A 14,601-nucleotide genomic window follows, 5' to 3' on the forward strand; every position below is an offset into this window, starting at 1 on the left:
TTTCGGCACCTGCGGCTCTAAACTCTGTAACGGGAGTTCCCGTCAGCTATTACTGGCGCTTATTCCGGCGTTCACAGCTGAAGTTCAAAGGCGGTAAAGACAATGATCCATAGCTGGAAAGCTTTCAGCCTGGGCTCTCCTCTCTTATAAAGCCGGTATCAATGCTTCATGTCCTTATCAATACGTGTAGCAATCATTAATCTTTTATGTATTATAAAATGTCTGTGAGAAAAATGCAACTCGGTTTTCCGTCTGATTTCGCACAGACAGCCCTGCCGCTTACGCAAGGCCGTCCGAGCGGCTATCCTTCCGTCTTCTCGGCTGCAAACGCGCCCAACGGAAAAAGGCGCACCCTCTCCTGAAACACGTTTTGAATCGTTCTGGACATCATATGTTCCGGTTTGTCCGTATACAGTTCTACCGTCTCAGGCGCAATGGAGATCAGCGGCGCAAGGAGATGGGAATCTATATACATCGGGTGCTCCCGCACAAACCGTCTGTCTATGTATTTTTTCTGTTCCCGTTCTGACACATAGCGCAGCTCCCACAGCGTAAAAGCCCGGTCATGTACGATGCGGACTTTCTTCATCCGCGGCGGATTGGATGTCACATAATCTCTCAGAGACTGGATAAAGTTTTGATATTCCTGTTCCATCCGGTATTCATCTATCGCAGCCTCCGCGTATTCTCTGAGCCTCTCATAATACCTGCCGAGCCGGAACGTCTGAAACGAACGCACGGAAAAAACACCCGCATCAAGTGAAATCGTCCGGAGCGCATCTGAAATAAACTGTGTGCGCGGCTCTTTCTTCGGCTCAAACGGATGATCCTCAAGCTCTCCTTCCATAATGCTGTGTGCAAGCTGAAGGATTTGCTGCTGTTCATCCTGATCGGTGAAGCAGTATGCGTCCTCAATAAGCGAAAGCATATGCTCGTCTTCTTTGCATTCCAAAAAAAACCTGACAAGTATCGGCTCAATAAAGCGCTGAACGCAAAAAGCCGTTTCAGACCTTGCGATTCCGACTTTTTTTATGCCTTCACGGACAATAAAATGTCTCCGGTCGTCCGATTGCTGAATGAGATGTAAAAAAGCGGCGGTATCGTGGTCATCTTCAAAGATCACTTCAAGCATATTTGTCCCCCCTTACGGCATCTGTTACAAGTATATGGGGGATGTTTTTAAAATAGACGTAAAGGTTAGCTTTCACCGCCGAACAAATGACGCACCTTCTTTTTAAATATAACGGGAAGCGATAAAAATACGACGTAAAGACAGATCACGCAGAGTACGGTCAGCACATTGCCGGACATAAAGCTCGCGCCGAGCACATTCAGGACGATCGTCCCCGGAATGATGCCCGCTGCGGTCGCCAAAAAATACGTTACCGGCCTGACTTTCGATAGGCCCGCGGCATAGCTGATCACATCAAAGTTAACAGGCAGAATGCGCAGGATAAAAATATAAAAGAAGCCATTGGTTTTCATCTGCTTTTGAATGGCTTCCATTTTTCCATGACGGCTTTTCTCATTAAAGGCAAACAGCCCCGCCGCAAAAAAAGACGCGGCGGCAGCGCCCATTGAGCCCGCCAGCGTATACATGGTGCCGAAAAACGGGCCGAACGCCAATCCTCCGGCGACGGAAACGATTGATACGGGAAACAGCACAAAAGGCCTGACGATGGAAATTCCGATAAACACAAGCGGCGCAAAAACACCGAACGATAACACCCACAGCCGGATCTCCTTAGGCGACAGATTCAGATATTTGCGGTTTGCCCACAGCAAAAGACCCGCTCCCGCCGCAGCCGCAGCCCAAGTGACAGCCTTCTTATTCCTCATTCCCTCAAATCCTTCCCATTGGACGCCGGCATCATGAACGGCGGCGGTTTTCCCCGTCAAGACGGACGGGCGAAGCCAAATATAAAATCCGCTCCATCAGTCTTGCCGCTTTTACTTCTTCCTTTTCTCCCCGCTGTGAATACGTAAAATGATGCTTCAGCTCGTCTGGTGAAAAATTAGACGAGAAGAAAGTGGGAAGCTGCTGGCTCATTCTGTGCTGAAGCACGGTGCCGATGACTTCATCCCTGACCCAGCTTGTCATTGATTCCGCTCCGATGTCATCAAGCATCAGTACGGGCGTCGTTTTCACCATATTCAGTTTCGCCTCCAGCGACTGATCCTGGAGCGAGTTTTTCAGCTCTCTGACAAATTCGGGAACATATACGATCATTGATGAATACTCTTTTTCCGCCAGTTCGTTGGCAATGGCGGCTAAAATAAATGTCTTTCCGATTCCGAATTTTCCGTACAGATACAGGCCTTTGCCTTTTCCCGTTTCATTATAGCTCTTCAGAAAATCCGTCACATGCTGGAAAATGCCGAGTCTGCTCGGATCGGTAATGTCGATCTGCTGAAACGTCGCGCCGAGAAGATCCTGCTGGATATACATGCTCTTCATCAGGGACTTTTGCCTTTTCTGGCGGTCGAGCTTTCTCTTTTCCGGACATTCGTAATATTCAATATCAATGGAACGCCCGTTGATCACAAGCTTCGGATGGTAGCCTTCAAGCAGGCTGTTCGTCCGGCTGTCTTTCGAACAGAAGGCGCACTGTTTGCTTTGCTGAACGAATTCGTACAGTTTATTTAACCCTCTGTCAATCATGCTTTGATTGATTACATCTTTCTGTTCCTTCAAAAAAGCCTGGACGTCTTCGTCGGCCATGACTTGCTGCTGCATTCGTTCCAGGCGTTTTTGAAAGTCAGGTCTTTTCGTCACGCCTTCTAAGGATCGGCTGATCGGTTCCATTCAATATCACCCCGCTTCTCTGTCTCAATAGGCAGAGTATTTTTTCAGTTTTTTCATTTCTTCCATCATTTTTTTCTTCTGTTCTTCAAGATCCTGTGCGGAAAGAGCCGGCTGTTCTTGTTTCTTCCCGGTTTCTTCTTCTTTCATCCAATCAGGGCGCTTTTCTTCCCGGACGGTTTTTTTGCTGCGCGCCGCGCCGTTTGTTTTGCCGTCCGCCCAATCAAGATATTGCCTGTGCTCTTCGATTGCGAGCTTCATTGCTTCCCGTACCGTTTTGACTTTCTTTCTGGCCCAGTGGGCGGCGATTTTTTGGATATAGTTTTTGGACAGCTTCATATCCGTTTTCAGCATGACATAATAAATCAGCACATTGGTGACGCCGGGCTCAAGCTTTTGTTCGAACATAATATCGGCGATGATCTGCAGGTCGGCTTTTGACGGCTCGGTCCCGTCCGCAATGTCCTGAAGAAGCTTTCTCGGTGATATGGTCTCAAGCTGTGCGATGAGTTCGCCGTTCAATGAATCGTCCTTTTCCGTCCGGTTTTCTCTCAAGGTGACAGGCTGTGTTTTATCAATCAGTTCCGGAAGCTTGCCGCTTCTTTCAATTTGGTACCAGTCGCTGGCCGCTTTCCTCAGCGCTTCTGCCGTTATCGTATCCTGTTCATTAATTGCGGTCATGACGACGTGCTGCATGGAGATAGGATCTATTCCGTATAAATATGAAAGCTTTTTAATGCTCTCCCGCACATCCTGTGTGATTGATTTGCGCGGTATCATCGTTTCTGATAACCCCGCCAAAAACAGCTCAAAATCAAACACTTCCTCCGTCACCGTATAGGAAGGCGCTTGTCCGACAGACGCCGTCTCATAGTCCTCGGGGAGCTTCATCGCCTCTTCCATATCAGGCGTCATTTTCCATTCACTCGGCTGAAAAGAGGCAAAGGCGTGATTAAACGGACGGGTAATTTCCCTTGCGCCCGCGCCGACGGAAGGGTGCGTGTAAAATTGTCTCAGCTGCTGGTATTTCGTTTTACCGACTCTGTTATAAAGAAAGACATTCAGCATGCCGTCTTCAAAAAAATCATTCGGCCTGAGCGGGGGCAGCAGCTCATAAATAAACATCCGCTCTTTTTGCTCGGACTCCCGGATATACACTTTCAGCAGCCCGATTCCTTCAAGCTTTCCCTGTTCATGATGAATCTTTTTTAAATTTGACTGCATCATGCCCATCAGCTGCCTGTGCGTGGATTCCGCTCCCCACAAGCGGTTCTGCTCAAGCTCCCCCCACAAGGTCATATAAAGGGAGAATGCAAAAGAACCGATCAGCGGCTGGTACAGATGTGTCAAAACCTGTCTGTCGACATCCTGAAGAAGCGAACGGCTTTTGACCGTATAAGGATCTACAGGCAATACGTCATTCCAATAGTCAGCCATGATTCTCAAACCTTCCGATATGTTTCTACTCTCATTTTACACCGTTTCTGCGATCTATCAAATGCCAATTTTGCTCATGAGAAAAGAGCCAGACACAATCTCTTAGCTCTCTCAGCGTTCTTTCTTTATTAAATCTTTCAATTCATCGATAAACACGTTTATATCCTTAAACTGCCGGTAGACGGAGGCAAAGCGGACATAAGACACCTCATCGATTTTCGCCAGGCGGTCCATTACCATTTCTCCGACAAGTTCGCTTTTGACTTCAGATACGCCTTGGTTTCTCAGCTCTTTTTCAATGTCAAAGCACATGTCTTCCAATGTTTTTAAAGGAACGGGCCTTTTTTCACAAGCTTTAATTAACCCGCGCAGCATTTTTTCACGGCTGAATTCTTCCCGGACGCCTTCTTTTTTCACGACGATCAGAGGCATCTCTTCAAACTTCTCAAATGTAGTGAAGCGGTAATGGCAGGCTTCGCATTCCCGCCTTCTGCGGATTGATTTCCCTTCGTCCGCAGGCCGTGAATCAAGTACGCGGGAACCGTTATGCTGGCATGAAGGACATTTCAAATTGGATCAGCTCCCATCTGTTTCGTTGCTGTAATGCGGTTCGCAAGCTTCCGGTAAATGCCCGCCAACGTTTCTAGGATGAGCCTATTTGTTGGGAGAGCCGATAGACCGGCCTTATCTTTTCTATTTTACAAAAAAAATGCTTAAAGAAAAAGCAATGCTGTTTTTTTACATTAGAAAAGGAGCATCAGCTTCAAAGCGCGTAATGGCTTTTTCAGCTTAGCTCCCTTGTGTTTGCGTTTTGAAAATTACAGTACTTTCGCTTGTGCCTGTTTAATCTGTACAGGCCCCATTCCTCTCGGTATTTCAATGTTTTCTCTTGTATCTGCATGTAATGCGTCCGCAATGTAATCCGCAGCCACATTAGGATCCAGGTCTCCACAAGTATAAACATCAATGCTTGCATATCCGTGTTCAGGAAAACTGTGAATCGTTAAATGTGACTCAGAGATAATAACGACTCCGCTTACGCCTTGCGGTGCAAATTTGTGAAATGCGACCTCGCGCACCTCAGCTCCTGATTTCAAAGCAGCATTTACAAACGTTTTTTCAATAAAATCCATGTCATTGAGCTTATCAAAATCGCATCCCCACAGCTCGGAGATGACGTGACGCCCCATTGTTTCCATAATCATGGACCCCCCTTAACAAGAATTAAAAAAGTGAATTTCCGAGAACTGACCCGGCCATTTACCACGGGGGAAAGTTAGTCCGGAGAGGTCCTAACCCTTTAAGTAATTCCGAAGCAGTCACGAGCAAGAAGTTCACGAAAGATAGTATACTGTGTTTAAGTTTATTTTGCAAGGTGTGTTTTTTGCGAATATGCCGTTAAGGGTTTTTTTCTAACAAATGTCCATGATCTTTAGTCTACACAGCTGACGGGTGTTTCATTCGCGCGGCGACGTGACGGATAAGATCAACGACCCGGCAGGAATATCCCCATTCATTGTCATACCAGGCGAGCACCTTTACTTTTCGGTCTTCCATCACCATCGTTGTCAGTCCGTCGATGATCGCAGAGTGTGAATTCGTATTATAATCCGAAGAAACGAGCGGCTCATCCGAATAATCAAGAATTCCGTACATCGACGTTTTTGCGGCTCTTTGGAAAGCGGCGTTCACTTGCTCGGCAGACACATCTGTTTTCAGATCGCAGACAAGGTCCACTAATGACACATTCGGAACGGGAACACGCAAAGCAAGACCGTGAAGTTTTCCTTTCAAATGAGGCAGCACGAGCGACAGCGCTTTAGCGGCGCCTGTAGAAGTCGGAATGATGGATTCTCCGCACGCTCTCGCCCTCCGCAGATCTTTATGCGGATTGTCGATATTTTTTTGATCATTCGTGTAAGCGTGAACAGTCGTCATCAGGCCGCTTTCAATCCCGAATTCCTGATCAAGCACTTTGACGACCGGCGCAAGGCAGTTTGTCGTGCAGGATGCATTTGAAATAATGACATGTTCATCGGGGTTGAACTGCTCTTCATTTACTCCCATGACAATGGTAACGTCTTCATTTTTGCCCGGAGCCGTTAAAATGACCTTTTTCGCCCCTGCTTCAATATGGCTCATCGCTTTTTCTTTTGAATTAAATTTCCCCGTTGCTTCTACAACGATGTCTATTCCGCATTCTTTCCACGGAAGCTCTCTCGGGTCCCGGCGATTGAACAGCATAATATGTTTTCCGTTGACAATCAGGCTGTCGTCAGCGGTCTCAACTTCTTGATCGTATTTGCCGTGAATTGTGTCATACTTTATCAAATGAGCAAGCGTTTCCGGGGGATAGCTTGCATTAATGGCTGTTATTTGAATTTGATCATCTTCCATTGCTTTTCTGAACACCATTCTTCCGATTCTTCCAAACCCGTTGATTGCTACTTTTACCTTCATGCTCAGGTCACCCCTTTTTAATATGCCACTCTAATTTACCTTTATTTATATATAGTATAACACATTAAAAGAAATCCGCCAGTACAACTTGATAAAAATCCACCCTTATACCGATCAATATGTTGTTCAATCGGTTTTTTTGCATATAAAATGATCTTTCTTCCATAAAAAAAGCAGGATCAGCGTCTCAGGCTGCCTGCTTTTTTCTTATATTTGTCCCGGTTCTTTAAATTTGTCATTTAAAATGCTGTCCTCTAACACGGAAGACACCTCGCCGTACCGTTTAGCAATATGCATCGCGCCCCAGTCACACAGCGCATTTAAAATTCTTTCCAGACTGTGCCCGTATTCACTCAGCTCGTATTCCACTTTCGGCGGCACCTGATTGTACACGATCCGGTTGATGACGCCGTCAGCTTCCAGCTCCCGCAATTGCTGTGTCAGCATCTTCTGGGTGATGTCCGGCATAAGCCGCTTCAATTCGCTTGTCCGTTTTTTCCCGCGCATGAGGTGGCAGAGGATCACACACTTCCATTTTCCGCCGATCACTTCAAGCGCCGCCTCTACGGATATATTGTATTTTTTCTTCAGCAACGGTAATTCCTCCTCATCTATAGGAACTAAAAAGTGCCTATGGCACTTAAAAGTACGTTCTTTTCAATGACACTTCTATCAATCATAATGACATTTGCCGGCTGAAAAGGAATGTACTCTTATACTTATATCGTTTACCCGGCATCATTTCAACCATACATTATCGTTCAAGGAGGAAAACAGATGTCTTCACATCGCCAAAGCTATTTACCAGCGCTGCTGGCATTAGCCGTCAGCGCTTTTGCGATCGGCACAACCGAATTTATCAGCGTCGGACTGCTGCCGCTTATATCTCAAGATCTGCATATACCTGTGACAACGGCGGGACTTACCGTTTCCATGTATGCTCTGGGCGTGACATTCGGCGCACCGGTTTTAACGTCTCTCACATCCGGCATGTCGCGGAAAACGCTGCTGCTCTGGGTAATGTTGATTTTTATCGCCGGAAATACACTCGCAGCGAGCGCTTCCTCAATCGGCGTCTTACTGGCGGCACGGGTCATTTCGGCTTTTTCCCACGGCATTTTCATGTCAATCGGGGCAACGATCGCCGCCAATATCGTGCCGGAGCATAAAAGAGCAAGCGCGATTTCTATCATGTTCACGGGGCTGACGGTGGCTACGGTGACCGGCGTTCCGTTCGGCACCTATCTCGGCCAGCAATTCGGATGGAGGATTGCCTTTGCCGTCATTGTGGCGGTAGGAATCATCGCATTCCTCACAAACGCGCTTCTCGTTCCGTCACATTTGCGAAAAGGGACGAAAACCGCATTTTCCGAGCAGGTCAAACTCGTCACAAACGGCCGGTTATTGCTTTTATTTATTATTACGGCGTTAGGCTACGGCGGAACGTTTGTCGTGTTTACGTATTTATCTCCGCTTCTTCAGGAGGTAACCGGTTTTCAGAAAGAAACCGTCGCGGCCATCCTGCTCATTTACGGAATTGCGATTGCCATCGGAAACATGATTGGCGGCCGTTTATCAAACCGGAATCCGCTGAAAGCCTTGTTTTATATGTTCATTGTCCAGGCTGCTGTGCTGTTTGTCCTGACTTTTACCGCGCCGTTTAAAACAGCCGGGCTGATCACCATTATTTTCATGGGGCTGTTGGCGTTTATGAATGTGCCGGGGCTTCAGGTATATGTCGTGATGCTGAGTGAACGTTTTGCGCCAAGCGCCGTTGATACAGCATCAGCCTTAAATATCGCAGCATTTAATGCCGGAATCGCGATCGGCTCGTTTGCCGGCGGAATCATTACAGACTCAATCGGAATCATTCATACCGCTTGGATCGGGGCGCTGATGGTGCTCAGCGCGGTCGTATTAACCGGATGGAGCAGGAAGCTTGAAAAGCGGGATCGCACTGCCATTGAAAGGAGGTGAGTTTTTCTTCAGCGCATTTTGATTTTTTCAACAGACAAATAATAGGAGGAATATATACATGACAACACATTTACAAGCAAAAGCAACATTGCATAACGGAGTAGAGATGCCTTGGTTCGGCATCGGAGTTTTCAAAGTAGAGGAAGGCGCGGAACTCGTCAACGCGGTGAAAACGGCATTGGTGCACGGCTATCGCAGCGTTGATACCGCCGCGATTTACGGAAATGAAGAAGGTGTCGGCGAAGGGATCCGCCAAGGGCTGCAAGAAGCGGGATTAAAACGTGAAGACATTTTTGTCACGTCAAAAGTATGGAATGCCGATTTAGGATATGAAGAAACGTTAAAAGCGTTTGACACAAGCTTAGAAAAACTCGGTTTAGATTATTTAGATTTATATTTGATCCATTGGCCTGTCGAAGGAAAGTACATCGATGCGTGGCGGGCGCTCGAAACCCTCTACCGGGATGGACGCATTAAGGCGATCGGGGTCAGCAATTTCCAAATTCACCATCTGAAACATCTCATGAAAGAAACGGAAATCAAGCCGATGATCAACCAGGTGGAGTACCACCCGCGCCTGACACAGAAAGAACTGCTTGCTTTCTGCACTGAACAAGGCATTCAGCTTGAAGCGTGGTCGCCATTGATGCAAGGGCAGCTGCTTGATCACCCCGTCTTACAGGAGATCGCTGAGAAGTACGGCAAATCAGCCGCTCAAGTGATTTTGCGCTGGGATTTGCAAAACGGTGTCATCACCATTCCGAAATCAACTAAAAAACACCGTATTGAAGAAAATGCAAATGTCTTTGATTTCGAACTGTCAGCTGACGATATGAAGCGGATTGATGATCTGAACGAAAATCTCCGTGTCGGTCCGGACCCTGACAATTTTGATTTTTAACCAGAAAAACACCGTTCGGCTTTCCGAACGGTGTTTGTTTATGCCCAGCCGCTCAATACTTCCTCAAGCTGGTGCTTTGTATGTTCAAGACTGCCGCTGTTATCAATGACGGCGTCAGCTTTTTTTGCTTTGTCCGCTAAAGGCATTTGCGACGTTATCCGGCTCATCGCTTCTTCTTCTGTAAGGGAATTCCGCTCCATCAGCCGTTTGAGCTGAATGTCTGCCGGTACGGTGACGACGAGCACCTTGCCGACAAGATAATCAAGCCCGCTTTCATACAAAAGCGGTATATCCAAAACGACGAACTGCTCTTTTCTCGCAACGGCTTCATCCCGCTGTTTCAGCATTTCCGCACGCACTGCCGGATGAACGATCTGATTCAGCTTCAAACGCTTCTGTTCGTCAGTGAAAACGATAGAACCGAGTTTTTTTCTGTCAATGCCGCCGTTTTCCAGCAGGATGTCTTTTCCGAATGCTTCCACAATTTGTCCGTAAGCCGGCATTCCTTTTTCCACCGCCTGTTTCGCGATGACATCCGCATCAATGACTGTTATTTTTTTGTCGATCAGCATACGCGCTACCGTGCTTTTGCCGCTTGCGATGCCTCCCGTTAAACCGATGACCAAGCTCAAAAAGCCCACTCCTTCTTACATTTTCCAAATCCCGATGATAATCAGCAGGACTCCCGGCAAAAATGTCATTTTATCTATCCAATTCCATCTTGAGAGCAAATGCCCCGCGTTTATGCCGAGTGAAACAAACAGCGAGCTCATCAGCCCGACAGTCACGCTCATCATAACCGGAGAAAAGCCGAGAATGGCCGCTCCCAGTCCGGCGCCAAACGCGTCAATGGATAAGGCGATACCGAGCAGAAGCGCCTCGACTCCGTTAATGGTTCCGGATTGATCAATATCGGCGCTGGTCGGTTTTTTCAAAATATGAATGACGATGCCGAGCGATTTCACTTCAAGATTAAGCAGCGTTTTTTCATGCAATAAGTAATCCGGCTCTTTAGCCGGTTTAAAAAATTGCCAGATGACCCATGCCCCGATTCCGATTAAGATCAGCCCGCCCAGTTTCTCCGTGACGGATACAGGAAAAATCTTTGTCAGAAAATGGCCGATCAGCATGGATATAAACATCACAGAGGCTGAACAGCAGGCGATCACGGCAATCGCTTTGAACGGGATTTTCATTTTTCTCAAACCGTACGTAAACCCGACTGAAAAACTGTCCAAGCTGACAGCAAAAGCCAAAAGCAGCAAAGAAACAATCTCCATATCCGTTTCTCCCTTTCTCTTGATCGGCAATTGTGACATATGCCTATTGGGTGAATCACAATATATATATGGAGAAAGGTCATCAACTGTGTTAGAAAAAAGTCATTCTGCTGCCGCCTGCTTGAACAGCTTCAGTTTATGATTTTTTTTGGCAGCGGGCGCAAAAATGCGTTCCCCTTCCGCCGACCACGATTTTAGAAATCATCGTGCCGCACGTTTTGCACGGTTCATCCTTTTTGCCGTATACGTAATGTTTGAGCTGAAACATTCCGATTTCCCCTTGAGAATTGATATAAGACCGGACGGTGCTCCCGCCCGCGTCAATCGCTTCCTGAAGGGTGTCTTTAATTTCTGTATGAAGCGTTTTTATCTGCCCGTCAGACAGGCTGTTCGCTTTTGTCTCAGGATGAATACGCGCCCGGAATAAAGCTTCATCGACATAAATGTTGCCGAGGCCGACGACCGCTTTTTGATCGAGCAGGGCGGTTTTCACCGCGCGGTTCGTTTTTGCAAGCCGCTCTTTTAAATAATCGGCGGTAAATGCTTCATCATCTGGTTCGGGCCCGAGCTGTGAAAGCGGCAATGCAATCCGTTCCTCTCCCGGCGCAAATAAATGCATCGTGCCGAATTTCCGGACATCCCGGTAGCGGAGCTGTGTTCCGTCCGTCATGTGAAACACGACGTGCACATGTTTATCGTCAGGCTCATCGGCCTGATGAAGACCGTATTTCCCCTCCATCCGCAGGTGGGACACCATGACATAATGATCCAGATGGAAAAGCAAAAACTTTCCCCTTCTTCCGATGGATCGGATCGTTTCTCCTGCAATCTGCCGCGCGAATTCCTCCGGCTCGGCGGGTTTTTTGATGATATTCGGCCATCTGATATCCGCCGATTCAATCGTTTTCCCCTTCACAAGACCGGTCAGAGTGCGCCGGACCGTTTCAACTTCTGGTAATTCCGGCACAATCATCACTTCCTTTTTTTCTGTTTATTTTGCATCGTACCAGGACGGCCCTGAAGCATAATCAGCCTTCAGCGGCACGTCTAATGCCAAAGCATGCTCCATCACTTCAGGAACCAGCTTTTCTAATATTTCAATTTCTTCCTTAGGCGCTTCAAAAATCAATTCATCGTGCACCTGAAGCAGCAGTCGCGCCTTCAGGTTTTTCTCTTTCAGCTCAGCTGCCATGTCAATCATGGCTTTTTTAATAATATCAGCGGCGCTTCCCTGAATCGGCGTATTCATGGCCGTCCGTTCCGCAAAGCTCCGCAGGTTGAAGTTGCGGCTGGTCAGCTCAGGGATATAGCGGCGGCGCTGCATAAGTGTCGTCACATATCCTTTTTGTTTCGCTTCCTGCACCGATTCTTCCATATATGCCTTGACACCCGGGAAGCTCTCCAAATAGCGGTCAATAAAAGCGCCCGCTTCTTTCCGGGTGATGCCGAGGTTTTGCGACAGCCCGTAATCACTGATACCGTAAACGATCCCGAAATTGACGGCCTTTGCCTGGCGGCGCATCGCTTGTGTCACTTCATCTTCACTGACATGAAACACGTCCATGGCGGTTTTTGTGTGAATGTCCATGTCATTCGTAAATGCTTCGATCAGATTTTCATCTTTTGAAATATGCGCAAGCACCCTTAATTCAATTTGTGAATAATCAGCGGCGAAAATAAGCCAGTCCGGTTCGGACGGTACGAAAGCCTGACGGATTTTCCGCCCTTCCTCCAGCCGGATCGGAATATTTTGCAGGTTCGGATCCGTTGAGCTCAGGCGTCCGGTTTGCGTCAATGCCTGATTGAATCGTGTATGCACCTTATGAGAATCCTTGCGCGTGACTTTCAGCAGCCCTTCAATATAAGTCGATTGGAGTTTGCCGATTTGTCTGTATTGCAGAATGTACGCGACGATATCATGTTTGTCGGCGAGCTTCTCAAGCACATCAGCTGAAGTGGAATAGCCTGTTTTTGTTTTCTTTACTGGCGGCAGGCCGAGTTTTTCAAACAGAATGACGCCGAGCTGTTTTGGTGAATTGATGTTAAACGGCTCACCGGCGATGTCATGGATTTTTTCTTCATATTCTTTCAGTTTTGCCTTGAGCTCTTCTCCCATTCGCTTCAGTCTTTCAACATCCACTTTGACGCCCATTGATTCCATTTCTCCGAGAATTAGCGCAAGCGGGAGTTCAAGATCTTGATAAAGTTCAAGCTGATTATTTTCTTCCAAAGCGTCAAGCAGTTTGTCACGGAGGCTGTTAACGGCAGACGCTTTCCGCGCGAGATGATCGGCAAGCTCTTTTTCAGCCGGAACGGCGCGTTTTGCGCCTTTTCCGTATACCGCTTCATCTTTTGAAACGATATTCAGCCCGTATTCTTTCGCTACGCTCGCGACATCGTCGTACGAATTGCCCGGGTTTATAATATAGGCAGCAAGAAGCGCGTCAAATTCCGTTCCCTTCAGCTCAATTCCCTGCCAGCGCAAAGCGACGACGGAACGTTTGCTGTCGAACACCCATTTTTTCATTGATTCATCTTCAGCCCAAGATTTAAAAGCTTCAGACTGAATGGCGATTTCTTTCGGAATATAATAAAGACCTGTTTCATTCACGATGGCAAAGCCGAGGATCGGTTCTTCGTGATAGTTATCACCGATTTGTTCGACGACCAAAGCGGACGGCGAAACGAGCATATCTTCGGTGATTTCTTCTGCCGTTTCGACATTGATGTCTTCAAAATTTTCTTCCGCCGTTTCCCCGCTTTCTTCTCCGAGCCGCTCAAGAAGCGTATTAAAACCGAGGTCTTTAAAAATGGCAACAACTTGTTCACGGTCAAACCCTTGGTAATCTAAATCTTCGGGCTTGACTTCAATCGGCGCATTTGTCATAATCGTCGCCAGCTCTTTGCTCATCAGGGCTTGTTCCTTATATTCTTCAAGCTTTTCTTTTAATTTTTTTCCGCTGACTTCATCAATGGAATCAAGCAGTTTCTCAACCGAATGGAACTGCTTTAAGAGCTTAATCGCGGTTTTTTCTCCGACGCCGGGGACGCCCGGTATGTTATCGGATGAATCCCCCATTAATCCCTTCATATCAATGATCTGCAAAGGGGTCAGACCGTACTTTTCCTGCACGTGCTCCGGCGTGTAATCTTCTACGTCGGTAATGCCTTTTCTCGTAATGGCAACGGTCGTTTTCCCGGTTGCAAGCTGGGTTAAGTCCTTGTCCCCCGAAACGACCTTCACTTCGAAGCCGTCTTTTTCAGCAGATACGGCAAGCGTGCCGATAATATCGTCCGCTTCATATTCAGGAAGCTCGTAGCGGCTGATGTTGTAGGCATCAAGGAGCTCGCGGATGAACGGCATCTGTTCTGAAAGCTCCGGCGGCGTTTTTTGTCTTCCGCCTTTATATTCTTTAAACGTGCTGTGGCGGAAAGTGGTTTTTCCCGCATCAAAAGCCACCAGCATATGGGTCGGTTTTTCATCTTCCAGCATTTTCATTAAAATCATCGCAAACCCGTATACGGCATTTGTATGAATGCCTTTTTCATTGCTTAAAAGCGGCAATGCAAAAAACGCCCGGTACGCCAGACTGTTTCCGTCGACAAGCACTAATTTTTTTCGTTCCGTCATTCAATATCCTCCTAAGAGCAAAAGCTCGTCATTCCTCTGTTTTTTAATCTCACAGCTTCTCTTATTTTAACAAAGTTCAATTTGAAAGGAAAATGAGCGGACCCCGTGAAAA

At 47.2% G+C, this 14,601-nt stretch carries 14 protein-coding genes; 2 read left to right on the top strand and 12 right to left on the bottom strand.

Annotation, left to right across the window (positions count from 1 at the left end; genetic code table 11):
* Positions 1–301: 301 nt before the first annotated feature.
* The 8 genes from ytxC to ACWJJS_RS14330 form a co-directional block, all read right to left on the bottom strand.
* Entirely contained in the window at positions 302–1,132 is an 831-nt protein-coding gene (gene ytxC / locus ACWJJS_RS14295) for a putative sporulation protein YtxC (RefSeq protein WP_003152478.1), read from the bottom strand.
* Positions 1,133–1,197: 65 nt separating this feature from the next.
* Positions 1,198–1,839: a TVP38/TMEM64 family protein gene (locus tag ACWJJS_RS14300; RefSeq protein WP_070082726.1), complete on the bottom strand. Its 642-nt coding sequence runs from the start codon at positions 1,837–1,839 to the stop codon at positions 1,198–1,200.
* Positions 1,840–1,870: 31 nt separating this feature from the next.
* Positions 1,871–2,806 (bottom strand): primosomal protein DnaI, encoded by a 936-nt coding sequence (dnaI, locus tag ACWJJS_RS14305; protein ID WP_007408085.1) that lies wholly within the window; start codon positions 2,804–2,806, stop codon positions 1,871–1,873.
* Positions 2,807–2,830: 24 nt separating this feature from the next.
* On the bottom strand, positions 2,831–4,240 hold the full coding sequence (locus ACWJJS_RS14310; RefSeq protein WP_094247671.1) for a replication initiation and membrane attachment family protein: 1,410 nt from the start codon (positions 4,238–4,240) through the stop codon (positions 2,831–2,833).
* Positions 4,241–4,351: 111 nt separating this feature from the next.
* A complete protein-coding gene (gene nrdR, locus ACWJJS_RS14315) occupies positions 4,352–4,810 on the bottom strand; it encodes a transcriptional regulator NrdR (RefSeq protein WP_003152473.1) in 459 nt (152 codons plus the stop codon).
* 248 nt (positions 4,811–5,058) lie between these two features.
* Positions 5,059–5,439: an adenosylmethionine decarboxylase gene (gene speD / locus ACWJJS_RS14320; RefSeq protein WP_003152471.1), complete on the bottom strand. Its 381-nt coding sequence runs from the start codon at positions 5,437–5,439 to the stop codon at positions 5,059–5,061.
* A 238-nt stretch (positions 5,440–5,677) separates the two neighbouring features.
* Positions 5,678–6,700 (bottom strand): glyceraldehyde-3-phosphate dehydrogenase, encoded by a 1,023-nt coding sequence (locus tag ACWJJS_RS14325; protein WP_063174674.1) that lies wholly within the window; start codon positions 6,698–6,700, stop codon positions 5,678–5,680.
* 207 nt (positions 6,701–6,907) lie between these two features.
* Positions 6,908–7,294: a winged helix-turn-helix transcriptional regulator gene (locus tag ACWJJS_RS14330; RefSeq protein ID WP_003152469.1), complete on the bottom strand. Its 387-nt coding sequence runs from the start codon at positions 7,292–7,294 to the stop codon at positions 6,908–6,910.
* Positions 7,295–7,477: 183 nt separating this feature from the next.
* Between ACWJJS_RS14330 and ACWJJS_RS14335 the strand changes: the two genes are divergently transcribed.
* Positions 7,478–8,677 carry an MFS transporter gene (locus ACWJJS_RS14335; RefSeq protein WP_063174673.1) on the top strand — a complete coding sequence of 400 codons (1,200 nt, stop codon included), beginning with the start codon at positions 7,478–7,480 and terminating at the stop codon, positions 8,675–8,677.
* Positions 8,678–8,735: 58 nt separating this feature from the next.
* Positions 8,736–9,578, top strand: a complete 843-nt coding sequence (locus ACWJJS_RS14340; protein ID WP_003152464.1) for an aldo/keto reductase — start codon at positions 8,736–8,738, stop codon at positions 9,576–9,578.
* Positions 9,579–9,616: 38 nt separating this feature from the next.
* Here the strand turns inward: ACWJJS_RS14340 and coaE are convergent, their stop codons facing one another.
* The 4 genes from coaE to polA form a co-directional block, all read right to left on the bottom strand.
* On the bottom strand, positions 9,617–10,210 hold the full coding sequence (gene coaE / locus ACWJJS_RS14345; RefSeq protein ID WP_031379146.1) for a dephospho-CoA kinase: 594 nt from the start codon (positions 10,208–10,210) through the stop codon (positions 9,617–9,619).
* 15 nt (positions 10,211–10,225) lie between these two features.
* Positions 10,226–10,858 (bottom strand): sporulation membrane protein YtaF, encoded by a 633-nt coding sequence (gene ytaF, locus ACWJJS_RS14350; RefSeq protein ID WP_003152461.1) that lies wholly within the window; start codon positions 10,856–10,858, stop codon positions 10,226–10,228.
* A 136-nt stretch (positions 10,859–10,994) separates the two neighbouring features.
* Positions 10,995–11,825, bottom strand: a complete 831-nt coding sequence (mutM, locus tag ACWJJS_RS14355) for a DNA-formamidopyrimidine glycosylase (protein WP_003152460.1) — start codon at positions 11,823–11,825, stop codon at positions 10,995–10,997.
* A 24-nt stretch (positions 11,826–11,849) separates the two neighbouring features.
* The gene (gene polA, locus ACWJJS_RS14360; RefSeq protein ID WP_071391515.1) at positions 11,850–14,489 is read right to left on the bottom strand and encodes a DNA polymerase I; all 2,640 of its coding nucleotides are present in this window, start codon (positions 14,487–14,489) and stop codon (positions 11,850–11,852) included.
* Between the last annotated feature and the right edge of the window lie 112 nt (positions 14,490–14,601).

This window comes from Bacillus sp. JK106, assembly GCF_053663355.1.

What these genes read in the sequence shown, in the direction of transcription:
- ytxC (WP_003152478.1), bottom strand. Translation starts at nt 1,132, where the DNA reads ATGCTTGAAGTGATCTTTGAAGATGACCACGATACCGCCGCTTTTTTA.
- ACWJJS_RS14300 (WP_070082726.1), bottom strand. Translation starts at nt 1,839, where the DNA reads ATGAGGAATAAGAAGGCTGTCACTTGGGCTGCGGCTGCGGCGGGAGCG.
- dnaI (WP_007408085.1), bottom strand. Translation starts at nt 2,806, where the DNA reads ATGGAACCGATCAGCCGATCCTTAGAAGGCGTGACGAAAAGACCTGAC.
- ACWJJS_RS14310 (WP_094247671.1), bottom strand. Translation starts at nt 4,240, where the DNA reads ATGGCTGACTATTGGAATGACGTATTGCCTGTAGATCCTTATACGGTC.
- speD (WP_003152471.1), bottom strand. Translation starts at nt 5,439, where the DNA reads ATGGAAACAATGGGGCGTCACGTCATCTCCGAGCTGTGGGGATGCGAT.
- ACWJJS_RS14325 (WP_063174674.1), bottom strand. Translation starts at nt 6,700, where the DNA reads ATGAAGGTAAAAGTAGCAATCAACGGGTTTGGAAGAATCGGAAGAATG.
- ACWJJS_RS14335 (WP_063174673.1), top strand. Translation starts at nt 7,478, where the DNA reads ATGTCTTCACATCGCCAAAGCTATTTACCAGCGCTGCTGGCATTAGCC.
- ACWJJS_RS14340 (WP_003152464.1), top strand. Translation starts at nt 8,736, where the DNA reads ATGACAACACATTTACAAGCAAAAGCAACATTGCATAACGGAGTAGAG.
- ytaF (WP_003152461.1), bottom strand. Translation starts at nt 10,858, where the DNA reads ATGGAGATTGTTTCTTTGCTGCTTTTGGCTTTTGCTGTCAGCTTGGAC.
- polA (WP_071391515.1), bottom strand. Translation starts at nt 14,489, where the DNA reads ATGACGGAACGAAAAAAATTAGTGCTTGTCGACGGAAACAGTCTGGCG.